Origin of the sequence: Verrucosispora sp. WMMD573, assembly GCF_027497175.1 — a bacterium.
Taxonomy (GTDB): domain Bacteria; phylum Actinomycetota; class Actinomycetes; order Mycobacteriales; family Micromonosporaceae; genus Micromonospora.
This window is the reverse complement of the sequence record NZ_CP114901.1, coordinates 5052728-5071378: the sequence shown is the minus strand read 5'-3', so window position 1 is coordinate 5071378 and position 18651 is coordinate 5052728. Positions and strand designations below refer to the sequence as shown.

18 protein-coding genes are annotated in these 18651 nt (G+C 70.0%); 9 read left to right on the top strand and 9 right to left on the bottom strand.

Translation table 11 applies throughout. The annotated features are described in order from the left end of the window. Positions 1–155 precede the first annotated feature (155 nt). From O7601_RS23100 to O7601_RS23070, 7 genes are all read left to right on the top strand, one after another. On the top strand, positions 156–410 hold the full coding sequence (locus O7601_RS23100) for a phosphopantetheine-binding protein (RefSeq protein ID WP_281563179.1): 255 nt from the start codon (positions 156–158) through the stop codon (positions 408–410). Positions 411–420: 10 nt separating this feature from the next. Further along, positions 421–981, top strand: a complete 561-nt coding sequence (locus O7601_RS23095; RefSeq protein ID WP_281563178.1) for a 4'-phosphopantetheinyl transferase superfamily protein — start codon at positions 421–423, stop codon at positions 979–981. 124 nt (positions 982–1105) lie between these two features. Further along, positions 1106–2803, top strand: a complete 1698-nt coding sequence (locus O7601_RS23090; protein ID WP_281563177.1) for a fatty acyl-AMP ligase — start codon at positions 1106–1108, stop codon at positions 2801–2803. Between the two features lie 119 nt (positions 2804–2922). Beyond that, the gene (locus O7601_RS23085) at positions 2923–3186 is read left to right on the top strand and encodes an MbtH family protein (protein ID WP_281563176.1); all 264 of its coding nucleotides are present in this window, start codon (positions 2923–2925) and stop codon (positions 3184–3186) included. Next, positions 3186–4592 carry a cation:proton antiporter gene (locus tag O7601_RS23080; protein ID WP_281567012.1) on the top strand — a complete coding sequence of 469 codons (1407 nt, stop codon included), beginning with the start codon at positions 3186–3188 and terminating at the stop codon, positions 4590–4592. Before O7601_RS23085 ends, O7601_RS23080 begins: the two co-directional genes overlap by 1 nt. A 64-nt stretch (positions 4593–4656) precedes the next feature. Next, complete coding sequence (locus O7601_RS23075; RefSeq protein ID WP_281563175.1) at positions 4657–5226, top strand: helix-turn-helix domain-containing protein; 570 nt, start codon at positions 4657–4659, stop codon at positions 5224–5226. A gap of 144 nt (positions 5227–5370) precedes the next feature. Further along, complete coding sequence (locus tag O7601_RS23070; protein ID WP_281563174.1) at positions 5371–7173, top strand: non-ribosomal peptide synthetase; 1803 nt, start codon at positions 5371–5373, stop codon at positions 7171–7173. A 59-nt stretch (positions 7174–7232) separates the two neighbouring features. Here the strand turns inward: O7601_RS23070 and O7601_RS23065 are convergent, their stop codons facing one another. The 4 genes from O7601_RS23065 to O7601_RS23050 all read right to left on the bottom strand — a co-directional run bounded on the left by O7601_RS23065 (position 7233) and on the right by O7601_RS23050 (position 12009). Continuing rightward, positions 7233–8810 (bottom strand): NAD(P)-binding domain-containing protein, encoded by a 1578-nt coding sequence (locus O7601_RS23065; protein ID WP_281563173.1) that lies wholly within the window; start codon positions 8808–8810, stop codon positions 7233–7235. After that, entirely contained in the window at positions 8807–10021 is a 1215-nt protein-coding gene (locus O7601_RS23060; RefSeq protein WP_281563172.1) for a cytochrome P450, read from the bottom strand. Before O7601_RS23060 ends, O7601_RS23065 begins: the two co-directional genes overlap by 4 nt. Before the next feature lie 75 nt (positions 10022–10096). Beyond that, positions 10097–10768, bottom strand: coding sequence for a response regulator transcription factor (locus O7601_RS23055; protein WP_281567011.1), 672 nt, complete (start codon positions 10766–10768; stop codon positions 10097–10099). 5 nt (positions 10769–10773) lie between these two features. Beyond that, positions 10774–12009 (bottom strand): sensor histidine kinase, encoded by a 1236-nt coding sequence (locus O7601_RS23050; RefSeq protein ID WP_281563171.1) that lies wholly within the window; start codon positions 12007–12009, stop codon positions 10774–10776. Between the two features lie 153 nt (positions 12010–12162). On the opposite strand from O7601_RS23050, the gene O7601_RS23045 reads away from it, so the two are divergent. Together O7601_RS23045 and O7601_RS23040 are read left to right on the top strand one after the other, a co-directional pair. Next, positions 12163–12582 carry a DUF6220 domain-containing protein gene (locus tag O7601_RS23045; protein WP_281563170.1) on the top strand — a complete coding sequence of 140 codons (420 nt, stop codon included), beginning with the start codon at positions 12163–12165 and terminating at the stop codon, positions 12580–12582. Then, positions 12579–14543 carry a multicopper oxidase family protein gene (locus O7601_RS23040; RefSeq protein WP_281563169.1) on the top strand — a complete coding sequence of 655 codons (1965 nt, stop codon included), beginning with the start codon at positions 12579–12581 and terminating at the stop codon, positions 14541–14543. The genes O7601_RS23045 and O7601_RS23040 overlap by 4 nt, the downstream gene beginning before the upstream one ends. A gap of 8 nt (positions 14544–14551) precedes the next feature. On the opposite strand, the gene O7601_RS23035 is transcribed toward O7601_RS23040, so the two are convergent. The 5 genes from O7601_RS23035 to O7601_RS23015 form a co-directional block, all read right to left on the bottom strand. Beyond that, positions 14552–15085, bottom strand: coding sequence for a helix-turn-helix domain-containing protein (locus O7601_RS23035; RefSeq protein WP_281563168.1), 534 nt, complete (start codon positions 15083–15085; stop codon positions 14552–14554). Between the two features lie 20 nt (positions 15086–15105). Further along, positions 15106–15675 (bottom strand): flavin reductase family protein, encoded by a 570-nt coding sequence (locus O7601_RS23030; protein WP_281563167.1) that lies wholly within the window; start codon positions 15673–15675, stop codon positions 15106–15108. Between the two features lie 91 nt (positions 15676–15766). Continuing rightward, positions 15767–17023 (bottom strand): pyridoxal phosphate-dependent aminotransferase, encoded by a 1257-nt coding sequence (locus O7601_RS23025; protein ID WP_281563166.1) that lies wholly within the window; start codon positions 17021–17023, stop codon positions 15767–15769. Positions 17024–17072: 49 nt separating this feature from the next. Then, positions 17073–17819 carry an SDR family oxidoreductase gene (locus O7601_RS23020; RefSeq protein WP_281563165.1) on the bottom strand — a complete coding sequence of 249 codons (747 nt, stop codon included), beginning with the start codon at positions 17817–17819 and terminating at the stop codon, positions 17073–17075. Continuing rightward, the gene (locus tag O7601_RS23015; RefSeq protein ID WP_281563164.1) at positions 17816–18583 is read right to left on the bottom strand and encodes an alpha/beta fold hydrolase; all 768 of its coding nucleotides are present in this window, start codon (positions 18581–18583) and stop codon (positions 17816–17818) included. The genes O7601_RS23020 and O7601_RS23015 overlap by 4 nt, the downstream gene beginning before the upstream one ends. Positions 18584–18651: the final 68 nt, after the last annotated feature.

Sequence of the window (18651 nt, the reverse complement as noted above, 5' to 3'; positions counted from 1 at the left end):
CTCGGGCGCGCAGGGGATGAACAAGGGGGATGCGGTGTCTGCTGGTGACGTTCCTGAGTGTCCGTCGAACCTGGCGCTCAGCAATTTCGAAACAGTTCCGAAGAGGATCGAGTGGTCGACGTCGGTGACCAGGTTCGTCGATGAGGTCGACAACAATGGCTGAACAGGTGGCAGCGACCCGGCAGCGCATTCGGGAGCTGCTGGTCGAGATGCACGGCCCGGACAGCTTCGTCCGGACCGTGTCGGACACGGTGTCGCTGCGTCAGCAGGGGCTGTCCTCCGCCGCGCTGGTCAGCCTGCTCGTGGCGATGGAGGACGCATTCGGCTTCGAGTGGGACGACGACATCCAACCGGAGGTGCTGCGCTCGATCAGCTCGTTGGCTGACCACGTCGTGGCGCTGCGCGTGTGAGGTGACTTCGGTGACCGCTGGACTCGGAACCCTCGTCACACCGGGCACGTACCTCGAATGGGCTCCGGTGGCGCCGCCGTACGGTCCGGGCGAGCAGTTCCTGGCCGGCCGTCAGGCTGCGGCTGCGGCGCTGGCCGCGGCGGGTTCGGTCGTCCGGAGCGTGCCGCGCGTCGCCGGCGGCAGGCCGGCCTTTCCAGGCGGGTACCCCGGATCCATCGCGCACACCGACCGGATGGCGGTCGCGGTGGTGGTCCCCGGTGCCGCCGGGGTGGGCGTCGATATCGAGGACGCGGCCGTCACCGAGCGCATGGTCGAATTTGTCCTGTACGAGCAGGAGCGTCGCACCCTGCTCGCGCCCGACGGCCGGTACCGCCCGGTCGAGCTGTTCTCGGCCAAGGAGGCGGCGTTCAAAGCGCTGGACGGGACGGCCGTCGGCGGCGGCCTGCTGTTCTGGCGAATCGAGCTGCTCCGGGCCGGTGATGGGCTGATCGCCTCCTTCGGCGGCCGGTCGGTACCGGTGTGGGCCCACTACGCGGACGGCCTCGCGTTCGCCCTGGCGGTGCGGTGGTGAGGCGTCTCGACGCCGGCGAACGCGGCGGTCCGCCGGGACGACGCGTCGTGCGGGGGAGCGCGATGTGCTGGATGTGGTTGAGGGCTGTCAGTAAGGCCGTCCCAGGTTGTGAGGAGCGGGGTTGATGAGTGAAGTTGTGCCGAGTTATCCGACGGTGATCCATGCCCTGATGGCCCAGGCGGAGCGCGGCTCGGACGGGGCGGGCATGTCGGTGGTACCCGAGCCGGGGCGGGTGGAGCCGCGCCGCTACGACACGGTGTTCGAAGACGCGCTGCGTTGTGCCGCGGTCCTCGCCGAGTACGGCGTGCGTCGTGGCGACCGGGTGCTGTTCTGCCTGCCGACGAGCTGGACCTTCGTGACGGCGTTCCTCGGGTGTCAGCTGCTCGGCGCCGCCCCGACGGCGATCGCGGTGCCGACGAGCTTCGGCAGGGCGGCGGGATTCGACGGCCAGGTGAAGGATCTGGTGGCCTACCTGCGGCCGGCGGCGGTCCTGGCCAGGGCCGCGGTGGTTCAGGCGTCCGAGGCGGTGACGGACACGGTGTTCATCGACGCGGACGTGCTGCAGGAGCGGGCCGCGTCCGCCGAGGCCTCGGTGGGACGGTTCCAGCTGCCGTCCGAGAACGATCTCGCGTTCATCCAGTGCACGTCCGGTTCGACCGGCCGCCCCAAGGGCGTCATGATCTCGCACGGCAACCTGGCCGCGAACCTGGCCCAGAGTGCCGTGGCGACGGGATGGTCGGCCGAGGACACCTCGGTGAGCTGGCTTCCGCTCTACCACGACATGGGCCTCATCTCGGGGATCATGGTTCCCGTCTACACCGGGAGCAGCAGCGTCCTCCTGCCGCCGACGCAGTTCCTCCGCTCACCGGTCGAGTGGCTACGCAACATCAGTGCGCTGAGGGGAACCCTCTCGGCGGCGCCCAACTTCGCCTACGGCTACACCGCCGACCGGGTCCGCGACAGCGACCTTGAGGGCGTCGACCTGTCGTCCTGGCGGATGGCGTTCTGCGGAGCGGAACCCATCCATCCCGGCACCATCCAGCGTTTCGTCGACCGCTTCCGGCAGTGGGGCCTGCGGCCGGATGTGTTCATGCCCTGCTACGGCATGGCAGAGGCCACCCTGACCATCACCATGTCGCCGCACAACGCGCCGGTCCGGGTCGACACCATCGACCGTACGGCCGCCTCCACCGACGGTCAGGTGATCGACGTCGACCCGGGGGAGGCGAGCGGGATGCAGGTCGTCGCCTGCGGTGCGCCAGTCGTGGGTACCGAGGTCCGCATCGTCGACGGCGACGGAGAGCCGCTGGGCGACAACCGGATCGGCGACATCCAGTTCCGCAGCCCCTCGCGCACGATGGGGTACTTCGGCCTGCCGGCGGAGACCGCGGCGGCCATCGCGGAGCCGGACTGGTGGAAGACCGGCGACGTCGGCTATCTGCGAGACGGCGAGATCCGCATCACCGGGCGCTCCAAAGATCTGATCATCATTCGCGGCGCCAACTACTTCCCGTCGGACTTCGAGCAGGCTGCCGAATCGGTGCCGGGCGTACGCCTCGGCACGGTCGTCGCGGTCGGCCACCGACCCGAGGACGGCGACTCGGAGGAACTGCACCTCATCGTCGAGTCGTACGTGACCGCGGATCAGCAGGAGGAGCTACGCCAGGCGGTGCGGGCCGCGGTCAGCGCACGCAGCGGTGTGCCCGTGGCCCAGGTGCACCTCGTACCGAGACGCAGCCTTCCCAAGACCACCAGCGGGAAGCTGCAACGAGCGAAAGCGCGACAACTGTTCATCGAGAAGGCGGCACCCGCACCGGCCTGACAACCGGACACTCACCCACCTCGCCGGCCACCACCACACCAGCCACGAGGACTGGGGCCTGCCACAACCCTTGCCCGTCGCCATCCGGAAGCCATTCGAGATCCTGAGGGGTTGTCCGCGTGTCCAATCCGTTCGACGACGACAGTCAAGAATTCCTGGCCCTACGCAACGACGAGGAGCAGTATTCGCTGTGGCCGACAGGCATCACCGTGCCGGCCGGTTGGCAGGTGGTGTACGGTCCGGCGCCCCGACGGGAGGTCGTCGACCACATCGACAGGTCCTGGGCCGACATGCGGCCGAAGAGCCTGCGGGACGCCGTGCCCGAGTACGGCGGCGCCGGCACTAGCCCGGACTCGGCCCCGTCGACCGGCTCGCGGGCGTGATGACCCTGTCCACCCGGGTCCGGACCCTGCTCGGTGCGACAGTCGGCCTGGTCGTGCTGGCGAGCACGGTGCCGCTGTGGGACACGGCAGGGTCGCACGACGGGGGCACGCTCACCCGGTTCCTGCTCGCGGTCGCGGTGGTCCTGGTGACCTGCCAGGTATGCGCAGGACTGGCCCGCCGGTTCGGCCAGCCCTCGGTGGTCGGCGAGATGGTGGGCGGCCTGGTGCTCGGCCCGTCCCTGCTCGGCGCGGTCTGGCCGGCGGCGACCGGGTTCCTGTTTCCCCCGGCCGTGACGGAAGGGCTGGACCAGGTCGCGCAACTGGGTCTGGTCATCTTCGTCTTCCTGCTCGGCTGTGAACTGCGTATTGACCGGATCGAGCGTAAGGGCGTGGTCGGGGCGGTGGTGGTCGCCGGCATGGGTCTGCCGTGGCTGGCCGGGATGGGCATCGTCGCCGCCGCCGGCGGGCTGTTCGTCGGCTCGCAGGGCTCGCCGGTGGGCACGATGATGTTCGTCGGGTTGGCCATGGCGGTGACCGCGTTACCCGTGCTGGCGCGCATCCTCGACGACCTGAAACTGCGGCACACCAGCGTCGGTGTGCTGTCCGTGTCGGCAGCGGCCATCGGTGACGGTCTGCTCTGGCTGGTGCTGGCCTTCCTACTGGCCGGGCAGGGCGCGGCCGGCGGGGGTCTGCGCGTCCTGCTGCTCGGGGCCGCGCTGGTGCTCGTGACCGTCCTGTGCGTTCGCCCGCTGCTGCTGGCGTTGGTCCGGCGGCTGGGCTCTGGCCAGTCGTTGACGGTGGTGCTGGTGGCCGGAGCGATCGGCTACTCGGTGCTCACCCAGTCCATCCAACTGCATCCGGTGGTCGGCGCCTTCCTGTTCGGCGTCGCCGTACCGCGCGACTCGCTGGTCGTGGAACGGATCTGTCAGCAGTTGGAGGGCTTCACCCTGCTCATCCTGTTACCGCTGTTCTTCGCCGGTGTCGGCCTGACGACCTCGGTCGGGCTGCTCGGCACCGCGCCGATCACCTGGTTGGTGCTCGCCGGGGTGTTCGTGGCGGCCGTCGTGACCAAGATCGTCGGGGCGGGCGGGGCGGCGCGGTTGGCCGGTATGCCGAACGGCGAGGCGCTGCGGTTCGGGATCCTGATGAATTGCCGAGGGGTCACCGAGCTGGTGGTGCTGAGCATCGGATACCAGGCCGGCCTTCTCAACCAGTTGGGATACAGCGTCCTCGTGCTCGTCGCCGTGCTCACCACGGCGGTGACCGGGCCGCTGGTGCGCTGGTCACTGAGGCGCGACGGGAAGCTCGGATCACCGGCATCGCCCTCCGGGCCGGACCGACGAGACCACCCGCTGGTGACCGGCGCACCGGTTCAGCGCTGGGACGCAAAACAGACAGACCTGTGAGGAGTCTCAAGGGTGGCATTTCTTAGTTCCCATCGAGACATGGTGGCTATGGGGGATGCAGGCGATGGTCGATGTCAAGAATCGGGTTAAGTTCGTTCGTTGGCCTGCGGAGAGCGACATCCGCGCGGAATGCCACGAACAGCAGCACCTCTGTCTGCTGATCGTGGAGCACGGCGCGGCGCCGCCGGACCAACTCAGCCTATACGAGGACTGGGTGCGCCCACCCATCGGACGAGAAGACCTCCAGGTCCGGGTCCGTCAGTTGGCGGCCCGGGCCGTGCTCAACGAGAAGCCGGTGTTGGACCCGGCCGGGATGCTGTACTTCAACAACACGTCCGTCACGCTCTCCCTGATGCAGTGCGAGATGTTGGCGCCGCTGCTGACCAGGTACGGCCAGCTGGTCTACCGGACCGAGCTGCGGGAGATCCTGGAAAGCTCCGGGGCCAGCTCGTCGAGCAACGCGTTGGACCTGCACGTCATGCGGCTGCGCCGGCGCTTGGAGATCGTCGGCCTCGCGATCCGCACGGTCTGGGGGCGCGGCTTCTTCGTCGAGCCCGGATCACGGGCGTCCACGCCCCGGGTGGACCCGCGGCGAGCCGTCACCGCGGTCTCGAAGAAGAACCGTTCGACGTGAGTCGGTGCGTACGCCATGAATTCGACCTCGCGGTCCGTCGGCGTGCAAGGAGATTGAAAGATCCGGGAAAGCGTACGGCGAAGGGCCGTGCGACCACAGCTATGTTCGGTACCACATCGGCAGGAAAGCTGCGTCGGAGGCGGAGTGGACACTGTTTCGGAGTTCTTTGAGGCGAGCGTGCTGAGGGCCGGTGATGCTCCGTCGGTCATCTTCGGCGAGACCACCGTCGGGTACGCGGAACTGAACGCGCGAGCGAATCGGATGGCCCGTCGGCTCATCGCGGCCGGTGTGGGTCCGGATTCGTTGGTCGCGGTCGCGGTGCCGCGCTCGGACGCCCTGATCACGGCGGTTCTCGCCGTGCTGAAGGCCGGCGGCGCGTACCTGCCGCTCGATCCGACCTATCCGGTCGAGCGGCTGACCCACATGGTCACCGACGCACGTGCCATGCTGTCGATTCGGACCAGCGGCGTCGCATCGCTGGAGCTGGGCGTGCCGGAGATCGTGCTCGACGATCCCGCGTTCGTGGCGCAGTGCGCGAGCGAGCGCGGGGACAACGTCACCGCGCAGGAGCGGCTGGCGCCGTTGACCGCCGACAACCTGATGTACGTCATCTACACCTCCGGCTCGACCGGCGTACCCAAGGGAGTCGCGCTCACCCACGCCGGGATGGCGGACCTGGTCGCCACGCAGATCCGGGTGTACGGCATCCGTCCCGGCGACCGGGTGCTGCAGTGGGCCTCGTTCAGCTTCGACGCCTGGTTCTGGGACTTCACCATGGCCCTCATGCACGGCGCGACGCTGGTGATGGCCGAGCAGGACGACCTGATGCCCGGCGAGCCGCTGCGCGACACGATGGTGAAGTACGAGGTGGACCACGCCACGCTGCCCCCGGTGGCGCTGAGCATCACCGACAGCGCGGGGCTGCTGCCCGGCGGCACGCTCACCTCCACCGGAGACGTCTGCACCCGAGCCCTGGCGACGCAGTGGTCGCGGGGTCGGCGGCTGTTCAACGGCTACGGTCCGACCGAGGTGACCGTCGGCACGTCGATCGGTGGACCGGTCGAGGGCGTGCAGGAGACGGTGAGCATCGGCTCGCCCTGGGACGGCAGCGCGGTGCACGTGCTCGACGAGCACCTGGACGAGCTGCGGGACGGCGACGAGGGGGAGCTCTACCTGGCCGGCAGCGGCATGGCCCGGGGATATCTGCACCGTCCGGGCCTGACCGCGGCACGGTTCGTCGCCAACCCCTACGGCCCGCCGGGCAGCCGGATGTACCGGTCCGGAGACCGTGGCAGGCGCGGGGCCGACGGGCAGCTCTACTTCACCGGGCGCGTCGACGACCAGGTGAAGGTACGCGGCTTCCGGGTGGAACTGGGCGAGGTCGAGACACGCCTGGAGGGGCATCCGGCGGTGGAGTTGGCCGTGGCGGTGCTGGCCGGCACCGACGCCTCGTCGCAGCACATCGTCGCCTACGTGACAGCTTCGGGACAGCAGGCGATGGTGGCGACGCAGGTACGCGAGCACGCCCGGGCCGCACTGCCCGAGCACATGGTGCCGTCCGCCGTTGTCGTGCTCGACCGGATGCCCACCCTGCCCAACGGCAAGATCGACCGTAAGGCGTTGGCCGAGCGGGCGGCGACGGCTCCGGCCGAGCAGCTCCCTGACCTGTCGCGGGCCGCCGGTACGCCCGACGGCGAGCCCGCAGTCGACGGCTCGGGCCCCGCGCCGTCGCTGGAGGCTCGGCTGTGCGGCCTGGTGGCCGAGACGCTGGAGATCGCCGAGGTGCGTCCGCAGGACAACTTCTTCGAGCTGGGCGGACACTCGGTGCTCGCCGCCAAGCTGGCCAGCCGGATGCGCAAGGAGTTGGGCGTGACCGTGCCGATGCGTTCGGTGTTCGAGGCCGAGAGCCTGGCCGATCTGGCCGAGCTGATGGCGCAGTCCAGGTAGCCAGGTTCGGGTGCTGCCCGGCCGGTCGGTCGCGGGCAGCACCCGAGCTGCGGAGCAGGTCAGTAGACGCCGTCGCGTTTGACCAGGCCCACCGCGCCCAGCGCGCGGGTGACACCGGTGAGCGCGGTGGCCAGGATGATCTCCGCGGGATTGAAGGCGACCGGCAGCTCCAGAACCCGCCGCTGGGCCGTCTCGCGGTCGCTGTGCGGCCCGTGCAGGCGGAAGACGAGCGGCACCTGCGAACCGCACCACAGGTGGTAGGCCAGCCGCGGGTTGCGGAAGACCTCGGGACGCCACGGCGAACACCCGATCACCCTGGCGAAATCGATCATGTACCGGTTGTAGTGCACCAGCGTGCGTAGTTCGGGGTTGCCGGTGAAGAACTCGTCCTCGTATGTCGCCTGCCGCTTGATCAGCTCGTCGAGCTGCTCCGGCGGCGGCAGCGTCCGTTTGCCGCTGCACAGCAGCGCGAAGTAACGGGCCTGCATCTCCGAGCACGCCGGCACACCGCCGGCGGCGGGCCGCGCCCATCCGATGAACACCACGCCGGTACCGAGCTCGGGGTGGATCATGTGCTTGTACATCTGGCGCACGTCGGTGATGTGCACGTCCTTGAGGAGGGTGAAGTCCTCGGTGTACCCGGTGTTCAGCATGATCGTGTCGATCTGCTCCCGCCGGCCGTCCTTGAACACGACGTGGTCCGCACCCAGCCGCTCGATGCCGGAGGCGTTGACCGTCAGCGTGCCATCGACGATCCGATGGATGAACGCATCGTTCTTGGTCAGGAAGTGGTTGAAGAAACTCTTGTTGTTCGAGTTCCACGCCGCTATCGCCCGGCTTGCGGCGGTCTTGCCGAACCGCTTGCCCATCCGCGTGCCGATGCGGTGGACAGCCGTGGCTGCCGATAGCGGTAGCGCGTTCAACATCTCCGAGGTGTAGGCGTCGTTCGGGTGCCGCCGGTCGCCCGGAAAGCGTGCGACGACGGACTGCCAACGGCGTATCGACAGGGTGCAGCTGGCCGCCACCTGGGCGATCTCGTTGACGACGTCGGCTGCGGTCTCGCCGATGCCCAGGCAGAGGACCCGCTTTCCGCGGAACGGTTCGGCGTTGCGGTAGAAGGCCGAATGGGTCACCACGCCCGCGAAGTCCTCCTGCCCCGGCAGGCTGACCTTGTTGGGGACCCGGTGGGTGCCGCTGGACACGACCACGGCGTCGAACTGGTGACTGACCCGGGCGGTGGGATCGTCCACGGGCGCGGTCTCGACCACGTAGCCGTCGCCGCTGTCGCTCCGCGCGACGCTCAGCACGTCGGTACGCGGGCGGATCAGGGTACGCAGGCCGAAGGCGTCGGCGAAGTCGTGGAGGTACTGCCGGTATTCGATCGCCGTCCAGAACCGTCGCTCCTGCTTCTCCGGCGGCGGGAAGCAGGAGAACGCCATCATGTAGTTGGAGATGGTCAGCAACGTCGAGTCGTAGGCACCCGGCTCGTCGGTGCCCGCCCCGGCGCGGAACACACCGCCGAGCTCGGCGTTGTGATCGAAGCAGGTCACGGTGTGGCCCTCGTCGAGCAGTTCCTTCATCGCGATCAGACCCGACGGGCCCGCGCCGATGACACAGACGGCTTTCTTCACGGTCACCTCGACATTTCGAAACGGACGGGCAGGGTGTCGTAGCCGGACACGAAGTTCGAGTAGATGGGGCGGGGCTTCCCGCACAGCTCCATCCGGGTCACCTGGTTGGTCAGGGCGGTCAGCAGCGCCCGCAGCTCCGCGCGGCCGAGGAACGCGCCAAGGCAGTAGTGCGGGCCGTGGCCGAACGAAAGATGCTTGTTGGGTGACCTGGACAGGGTGAACCGTCGTGGTTGGTGGAAGACCGACTCGTCGTTGTTCGCCGAGATGTTCCACAGCGTGACGATGTCGCCGGCACCGACCCGGTGCTCACGGATCGTGAGATCGTTGCGCGCGGTACGCGCCACGTGCATTCCCGGGGTCGCCCAGCGGAGCACCTCCTCCACCGCCGAGTCGACATCGACCGTGCCGGTCCGCAGGGCGTCCCACTGGTCCGGGTTCTCGATCAGGGCCAGCACGGCGCAGATCGCCGAGATCCGGGACGTCTCGTCACCGCCGAGGATCAGGCTGTAGCAGTTGACCGCGATCTCCTCGACGGTGAGCGCGACCCCGTCCACCTCGGCGCTCGCCAACATGCTGATGACGTCGTCACCCGGCTTGCTCCGCCGCTCCTCAGCCAGCTCGACGAAGTAGAGCAGGATCTCGTTGCGGGCACTGAGCGCGTCGAGGTCGCTGCTGTCGGCCCGGTCCGACGACAGGGCCATCTTGTTCCACCGCAGCAGGTCCCTGCGATCGGCGCGCGGCACCGACAGCAGATCACAGATGGTGTTCATCGGGATCTGCTCGGCCACCTCGGCGGCGAAGTCGAAGCAGCCCGCGCCCACGACCGCCGACACGAGTTCGGTGGAGCGGAGCTGAACGTTTGTCACCACCTCGGCGAGCGCCCGCGGCGTGAAGGCGCTGAACATCAGGTTGCGCAGTTTCCGGTGCGACGGTCCGTCGGTGACCGCGAGCATGCTTCCGCCGGCGGAGTCGTCTCCCCGCAGCACGACATCCAGGACGTTGCCGCGTTCGGAACTGAGCGCCGCGTCGTGGTAGAGCGCCTGGACGTCGGCGTACCGGGAAACAACCCAGAACCCCGGATTGCTGTCGGTGGCCGGATGCCAGTAGACCGGACGCTCCGCCCGTACGTCCCGCCAGAACCCATGCACGTCGTTGTCGACGAAGGTGGCTGGATCGACCAGGTCCAGGGACCGGACGCCGAGGGCGGGCTCGCTCATGGCCCGATGGTGGCAGGCCGATGACACTCCCGTGTGGACTCTTGCCTGTTCCTTTCCGCGCGGTGCGGGACCGGATCAGTGCTGCTCGGTGTACTGGCCCAGACCGGTCTGGTAAGCGATCGCCACCAGTTGCGCGCGGTCGCGGGCACCCAGCTTGCCCATGATGCGGCCGACGTGGGTGCGCGCGGTGGCCGGGCTGAGGAACAGGGCAGCCCCGATCTCGTCGTTGCTCAGCCCCTGAGCCACCAGGGCGAGCACCTCACGCTCGCGTTCGGTGAGCACGGCGAGCCGGTCCTCGCCGGCCTGCGCCGCCTTGCGCTGCGCGGTGAACTGGCTGATGAGCCGGCGGGTGACCCGTGGAGCGAGCAACGCGTCTCCGGCGGCGATCACCCGGATGGCGTGCAGCAGCTCGGCAGGGCCGGCATCCTTGAGCAGGAAGCCGCTCGCACCCGCCTGGAGGGCCTCGAACACGTTCTCGTCGGTGTCGTAGGTGGTCAGGATGAGGATGCGGACCTGGTCCATGCCGGGCATCTCGGCGATCTGCGCCGCGGCGCGGATCCCGTCGAGTCGCGGCATGCGGATGTCCATCAGGACGACGTCGGGTCGGGTGGCGCGAGCCAGTTCGACGGCCTCGGCGCCGTTGGTGGCCTCGCCCACCACGGTGATGTCGTCCTCCAGGTCGAGCAGCAGCCGGAAACCGGAGCGGACCAGCCGCTCGTCGTCGGCGAGCAGCACCTTGATGGGCACGGCGGTCACGGGAGGGACGCAACCGGCGCGAGCGGCAGGCGGGCGACGACCTCGAAGCCGCCACCGGGACGTGCCGTGGCGTGCAGCTCCCCGCCGAGCAGTTGACAGCGCTCCCGCATGCCAGCGATCCCACGGCCGCTCGACGATTGACCACCCGCACCCACCGTGACCAGCACCGGGTCACGGGCACCCTCGTCGACCACCCGGATACGCAGCGCGTCGGAGACGGTCTCGATCGTCACGCTCACCCGGGTCGGCCCGACGTGACGGATCACGTTGGTGATCGATTCCTGGACGATGCGGTAGGCCGCGCTGTCCACCGCGCTCGGCAGCGACGCCACGGCCGGACTCTGTTCGATGGTGACGTCCAGGCCGGCCTCGCGGGCCTTGCCGGCGAGCGCGTCGACCTGGTCGAGACCGGGGTGCGGTTCGCGCCCGTCGTCCTCGCGTAGGACGCCGAGCACGGCGCGCATCTCGTGCAGCGCCCGCGAACTGGTCTGCTCGATGGCTCGCAGCGCGTCGCGTGCCTGAGCCGGACGCTTGTCGAGCACGTGCGCCGTGACGCTGGCCTGCACGTTGATGATGGCGATGGCGTGTGCGACGGTGTCGTGGACCTCGCGGGCGATCCGTAACCGTTCGGCGTCGACCCGGGCCCGGGTCTCCTCCTCGCGAGATCGCTCGGCCAGCTCGGCCCGTCGCTGCGCTTCGGCGGCGATGACCCTGCGGGACCGGACGGACTCGCCGAGCGTGATGCTGATGACCGACGCCCCGATTCGGAAGAGCACCCAGCCCAGGGCTTCACTCGGCTGAACGTCCGCACCGGCGACCAGCCAACCGACGGCCAGCACCGCGGTGCCCGTACCCGCGATCAGCAGCGACCGACGCCCGTCGCCGTAGGCGGCGAGGGTGTACAGGGCGACGAACAGACCGAGACAGGACATCCGGTCGGGGAACCCGAGACCGAAGTAGACCAGGCTGGTCGCGCCGGTGAGCGCGAACACGGCGACCGGCCAGCGGCGCCGGGCGACGACGGCCAGGCCACTCAGCACCACCAGGCCGTAGCCGGCGTACCCGAAATCCGAGGCGGGACGGGCGATCGGCTCGGGAAGGACGGCGCCGTGCTCGCTGACACTCTGGACCTGAACCACCGTGATGAACAGTGCCAACAGGACGTCCGCGAACCAGGCAGGTCGACGGTCGAGCCAGGCCCGCAGTCGTTCCGGCATCACCCGCAGGTTCATGCCGCGATCCTACGGCACCTCTCGCACTCTCCGGTGCGTGGCCGACTACGCCCTGCGACGTATCCGGACCGGCTCCGGCTACGCGGATTCGCGTAGCCGGAGTCACGCCTCGGATCATGCGCGACGGGCTGTCCCGGCACCAGGATCGGCACCATGAAGAAGCTCTTCGCGGGCCTGGCGTCACTGTTGCTGCTCGCCGAGGTCGCACAGTTCTATCTCGCCGCCAGCGGAGCGTTCGACTCCGCGCCGACCGAGGAGGCGTTCTCCCCGCATCGCTTCCTCGGCTACCTGATCCTCTTCTCCGCAGTGGTGCTCGCGGTTGTCTCCGCGCTGGCCCGGATGCCCGGCCGGGTCATCGGCAGGACGGCCCTGGTGGCCGGGCTGGTGCTCATCCAGTCGCTGATCCGTGAGGTCGCCAGGTCCTTCGGTGAGGGTTCCGAGACGGGTCACCTCATCTTCGGCGTACACGCCGTCAACGGGCTGATCATCGTCGGGGTGACCATCTGGGTGGTGCGTGAGGCTCGCCAGATCGCCTGGCAGCGCACCGAGCTCAGCCACGCGACCCGGTCATGACCACGGCGGCGCTGACCGTCTTCGATCATGTCTGGGCGCTGCTCGGCGCCGCCGCGTGGCTCGCCGCCGGGGTGACCGCGCTACGGGGTCGCGCCAGAGCCGCCCTGGTGCTGCTCGGCGCGGCACTGGTGCTCACCCTGGCCAAGGCCGTGTCGGTGGCGGTGCTGGCCGGACGGGGCTGGTGGTTCGTCCAGGAGAAGGTCCTGCTGGGGCTGCCGCTGCTCGGGGCGGCCACGCTGGCCGCCGCGGTGACCGCCGGACCGATGCTGCTGGCTCGGGCCACCGGAGCGCCCCGGCGTTCCGCCAGAGAGAAGGTCGGCGTCGTCGCGCTGTTCGCCGCCGGGTACGCCGCGTTGGCCGGCTTCGTGGTCACCTACCTCGTGGGGTATCCGCTGACCCTGCCGACTGCGCTGATCACGGTCGGCCTGGTGGTGGCGGCCGTCCTGCTGACCGCACGGTCGCTCCCGGCGCCCGGCGCGGACGTCGCGGAGCCGGCGGTCCCGGACGCGGGGATGCGCCTGTCCCGCCGTGGCTTCCTCGGCGTCGCCGGCGGCGTGGCAGCTGTCGGCGCGACCGGCACCGGCGCGGGCCTGGCGGCGCTGTCCTCCGGGGCGGCACACACGGTTGGCGGTGGTCCCGGCCCGAGCCGGGGTTCGCTGGTCTCGGTCGCCGACCTGCGTGGGCCGGACACTCCCGCCCCGGGCGGCGCTCGACGCGCGTACGGGGTGACCGCCCGCAAGGCCGCGGTGCGGCTGCCGGCCGGGAAGGACATCGACGCCTGGACCTTCGACGGCGCGGTGCCCGGTCCACAGCTCAGCGCGGTCCAGGGCGACCTTCTCGAAGTGAGGCTGGTCAACCAGGACATCGACGAGGGGGTGACCCTGCACTGGCACGGCTACGACGTGCCGTGCGGGGAGGACGGGGTGCCGGGCCTCAGCCAACCGGCGGTGGCGCCCGGTGCCGCCTTCGTCTACCGGTTCCGTGCCGACCAGGTCGGGACGTACTGGTATCACACCCACTACGCCTCCCACATCGGTGTGCGGCGCGGTCTATACGGTGTGCTCGTCGTGACCCCTCGCACGGATCCGGACCCCGCGGATCTCGACCTGGTCGTTCCCGTGCACACGTTCAGCGACGGCGCGGCGGTCGCGGGCGTCGAGCACGTCGCGGCTGCGGGCGCGAGGGTCCGGCTGCGTCTGATCAACACCGATTCCGACCCGCGTCGCTTCGCGCTGGCCGGCACCCCGTTCCGGGTGGTCGCGGTCGACGGCCGGGACCTGCACGAGCCTGGTGAGACGAGCCGGACCGCGGTACGGGTCGCGGCAGGTGGGCGCCGGGATCTGGTGTTCGCCATGCCGGAGACCGCCGTCGCGCTGTTCGTCGACGGGGTGGCCACGGTGTGGCTACGGCCGCGGCCGGGCGCGCCGGACGGTGCGGCTGCCGGGCAGAACACCGCCGCGTGGCCGGAGCTGGACCTGCTCACCTACGGGGCCTCGGCCCCCGTGCCGCTGCGTACCGCGACCGCGGACCGGCACTTCACCCTCGTACTCGACCGAGGGCTGGCCATGGTCGACGGACGGCCCGCCTTCGCGCACACCGTCAACGGGCGTGGCCACCCGTCGATCCCCGACCAGCTCGTAGCCGAGGGCGACATCGTCCGGTTCACCGTGGTCAACCGGAGTCTGGAGACCCATCCATGGCACCTGCACGGCCATCCGGTGCTGATCCTGTCCCGCGACGGCCAGCCGTCCTCGGGCAGCCCGCTGTGGATGGACACGTTCGACGTCCGCCCCGGCGAGGTGTGGGAGGTGGTGTTCCAGGCGAACAACCGGGGCATCTGGATGAACCACTGCCACAATCTGCCGCACGCCGACCAGGGCATGATGCTCCGCCTGCGGTATGACGGCGTCAGCACACCCTTTCACGGCGCGCATGCGGCGGGGCACCGTCACCCTTCCTGACGACGACCTCAGGTGGTCAACATGATCTTCGGGTACCGCGCCGTGACCATCGCGCTCGCCTTCGGGCCACGGGCGAACACCACGTTCTCGTTGTCGATCCGCCGACCCGTGCGCCGGTCCACCACGACCGGCTCCACCTCCGCACCGGTCTCCGTGTCGACCAGGATGACGCTGCGATCCTGGGGGGCGAGCCGATGATTGCCCCACGCCGCGATGACCAGCAGCAGCGGACGAAGCGTCCGGCCGAAGGGGGTCAGCCGGTACTCTCGGCCGTCCGGATCCGGGGCCTCGGCCACCTGCTCGATCAGGCCCCTGGTCCGCAGGTCAGCGAGGCGCTCCAGGAGCAGCTCGACGGGTGTCCCGAGATTGTGGCGGATGATCCCGAGCCGAGTGTTGCCGTTGAACAACTCGTGCAGGATCTCCAACGTCCACCAGGGGCCCACGACCTCCACGGTGCGTCCCAGGGGGCAGTCGGGGATCCGGGCCCTCGGGCCGGTCGGGCGGGGTGCGCCGGGCGGGGCGCCGGTGTGGACAGTGCTCATCTCGACTCCAGAGGACTCGTTCACGGTCGGCCGTCGGGGTCGGGACCGCCGCGTTCCGGGGCGGGCGTGACGGCCAGCGACCAGTACCGCCGCATGCCGTACAGCAGCGGGCTGACCGGGGCGACCGCGTGGGTGCGTACCCGCAGTACCGTCCCGAAGACCACGACGTGGTCCCCGACGGGCAGGGCGTTGCTGACCCGGCAGTCCGCGGCCGTGTGGGCGTCGTCGATCAGGTGTGGCATCCCGGACTCCGGATCCGGCACCCACGAGACCTTCTCGAACCGGTCCGGAGCACCGGAGGCGAACAGCTGCGCCACCGGCTCGGCATGGTCGCGCAGCAGATTGACCGCGAAGGTGGACACGTCGACCAGTGCGGCCAGCGTCGGGCTCGCGGCGCGCAGGCACACCAGCAGGGTCGGTGGCTGGAGCGAGACGCTGCACACCGACGAACAGGTCATCCCCCAAGGCGCACCGTCCGTAGCCGTGGTCGTCACGACGGCGACCCCGGCGGGGTGTGCGGCCATGAGGGAACGGAACTGCGCCGGGTCGACCAGTGGCGGTGCGACGGTGCCTGTCACGGGCTCCGGCATGGTGTGCCCACCTCCTCGCTCGAACGCACAGAGAGCCTCCCGGACTGCCGTACCTGCCGGCCCGGCGCTGGGCCGACGGCAGGGTGCCGGCTCATTCGGCGGAGTGGTGACCCTCGTCGCCGCACTCGTCGACGAACTCCAAGATCCTGCGTACACCGGTCTCCAGCCAGCCGGGGTCCACGCAGAACGCCACTCGGACCAGGTGCCGTGCCCAGGGGGCGTAGTCGTGGGTACGGATGTGGCCCCGGTCATCGAGTTGGGGACGCATGGCGAACCCGTTGCCGGCGACCACGGCGACGCCCTTGCGCTCCAGCAGTCGCAGGGCGAACGTCTCGGCGTCCAGTCCGGTCCGGGCCACGTCCAGCATCGCGTACCAGCCGCCGGCCGGCAGTTCGCTGAGCAGCCCGGCCTGGACCAGCGGCGGCAGGGCCACGTCCCGGTTGCGCTGCACCAGTTTGCGGTTGGTGGCGGCGGCGTCGGACCGGCTGGCCAGCGCGGCCACTCCGGCGTGCTGCACCGGGGTGTTGGTGCCGATGATGTTCGCCTCCTGGACCACCCGCATGACGTCGGCCGCGTGATCGTTGGCCAGTGCGACGTACCCCAGCCGGTAGCCGGTCATCGCGAAGCTCTTGGAGAAGCTGAAGACGCTGTGCACGATGCGCTCCTCGACCGGGACGTCGCGTTCCAGCGAGGCGACGGAGAGGTGCTCGCGTTCGTAGCAGAAGTGCTCGTACGCCTCGTCGCTGACCACGTGCCAACCCCGCGTGCGGGCCAGGTCGAGCAGGGCGCTGATCTCTCCGGGATCCAGCACCACACCGGTTGGGTTGGCGGGCGAGTTGATCAGCAACACCTTGGTCCGGGGGCCGGCGGCGGCCGCGATCCGCTCGACCTCGGGGCGGAAACCCGGCCCCAGCGAGTAGAGCACCGGCCGGAGTCCGGCGAGCAGGCTCTGCTGCAGGTGGACCGGCCAGTGCAGCTCCGGCAGCAGGATCTCGGCGCCGGGCTCGGTGAGGGTCTGGAACAGGGCGGCGAGCCCCTCGCACGAGCCAGGTGTGACGAGTACCCGGTCGACCACGGTGTCCACACCGTTGTCCGTACGCAGCTTCTCGACCGCCGCCTCGCGCAGCTCGGGCAGCCCGTCGGGGCCGGTGTACTTGGTGTCGCCGCGCCGCACGGCGTCGACGAACGCGTCGGCGACGTTGCCCGCGGGATGGAAGTACGGGTCGCCGACGTGCAGCTTGACCACCTCGGCACCGGTTCGCCGCTCGGTTTCCTGCGCGGCGCGGAAGATGGTGTGCAGACACGAGGAGGGGATGAAGCTGGCAGCGGACGAGATCTCGGGGCTCACGCTCTGACCACCTCTGTTCGGTGAAGGGTTGGTGCTGACTGGGCGGGTGTCATGCGGTGCGGCCGCCGTCGACGGGTATCAGCGCGCCGGTGACCCAGCCGGACAGCGCCGGGTCGAGCAGCGTGCAGACCCATTGGCCGATCTCCGTGGGGTCGCCGAAGCGTCCCATCGGGGTGGACGCGGCCAGGTCGGCCCGCAGTCGCTCGATGCCGGCGTCGTCAAGTCCCGCGTCGGTCCACATCGGGGTGTCGACCGGCCCGGGAAGGATGGCGTTGACGCGTACCTCGGGTGCGAGTTCACGGGCCAGGGACCGGGTGAGGCTGTTGAGGGCGGCCTTGGTCGCGCCGTAGTAGGCGCGTCCCGGCATCGACAGGACGCCGCCGACCGAGGAGACGTTGACGACGCTGCCGCTGCTGGCCCGCAGCAGCGGCAGCGCGCATCGGATCAGGTCGGCGGGCGCGCGGACGTTCACCGCGAACATCTCGTCGAGGTACGCCGGGTCGAGTGCGTCGATCGGGCCGAACCGGGCCAGTCCGGCGTTGTTGACCACCGCGTCGAGCCCGCCGAAGGTCTCCGCGGCGACGGTGACGACCCGGCCGGCGGTCTCCGGTGCGCACACGTCCGCCGCCACCACCGCCACGGCGGCGGGGTACCGCTCCGCCAGGTCCCGCAACGGCTGCTCGCGACGGCCGACGATCGTCACGTTTGCGCCCGACTTCACCAGGCACTCGGTGATTCCCAGACCGATACCGGTGGCGGCGCCGGTGACGACGACCGACCTGCCGTCGAGGGTCACCGCGGCACACCACTTTCCATCAGGCTCGCCAGGACGTCGCCGACCAGCTCGTCCGGATGGGAGAGCAACCGGAAGTGGCCGCCGGGCCAGGCACGCATGCTGAACCCGCGCTCGTTGACCACGGCCCACGCGGCGACCTTGTCGGCGTCGACCAGCGGGTCCTCCGTGTTGTAGTAGCCACGGACCGGGCAGTCCAGCGGCGCGGCGTCCGGCGCGGGCCGGTAGGTCTCGTGCAGGGTGATGTCCGATCGGAGCACCGGCAGCAGCAGGTCGCGCAGTTCGGTCTGGTCGGCTATCTCCGGCTCGATCCCGCCGAGCTTCGCGACCGCCGCCCACAGCTCGTCGTCGCCGAGTTGGTGGGTGGTGCCGCCACCGGCGAGCCACGGCCCGGCCGCGCCCGAGACGAACAGGTGGTGCACGGGGCTGCCGTTGGCCCGCAGCGCCCGTGCCGTCTCGTAGGCGACCAGCGCGCCCAGGCTGTGTCCGACAAGTGCGCACCCGGCCGGCGGCATCCGCAGCAGTTCCGCGGCCACCTGGGTCGCCATCTCGGCGATGCTGCTGGCGGGTTCCTCGGCAAGTCGATCAGCGTGGCCCGGGTACTGCACGGCGTGCAGGGCCACGTCGGCGGGCAGCATCGAGGACCACGGGCGGTACACCGCGGCCGTGCCTCCGGAGTGCGGGAAGCAGACCAGCCGCGCGGTGGGCTCTTCGACGCCGGTGAGCGTCCGAACCCACCGACGGTCGGATCTTCGTGTTCGGCTCACGACATCGAGCGTCACCGAGTCCGCCCGTTCGTCCCGACAATCTGTCAAGGCTCTGTCGGGTGCGACGT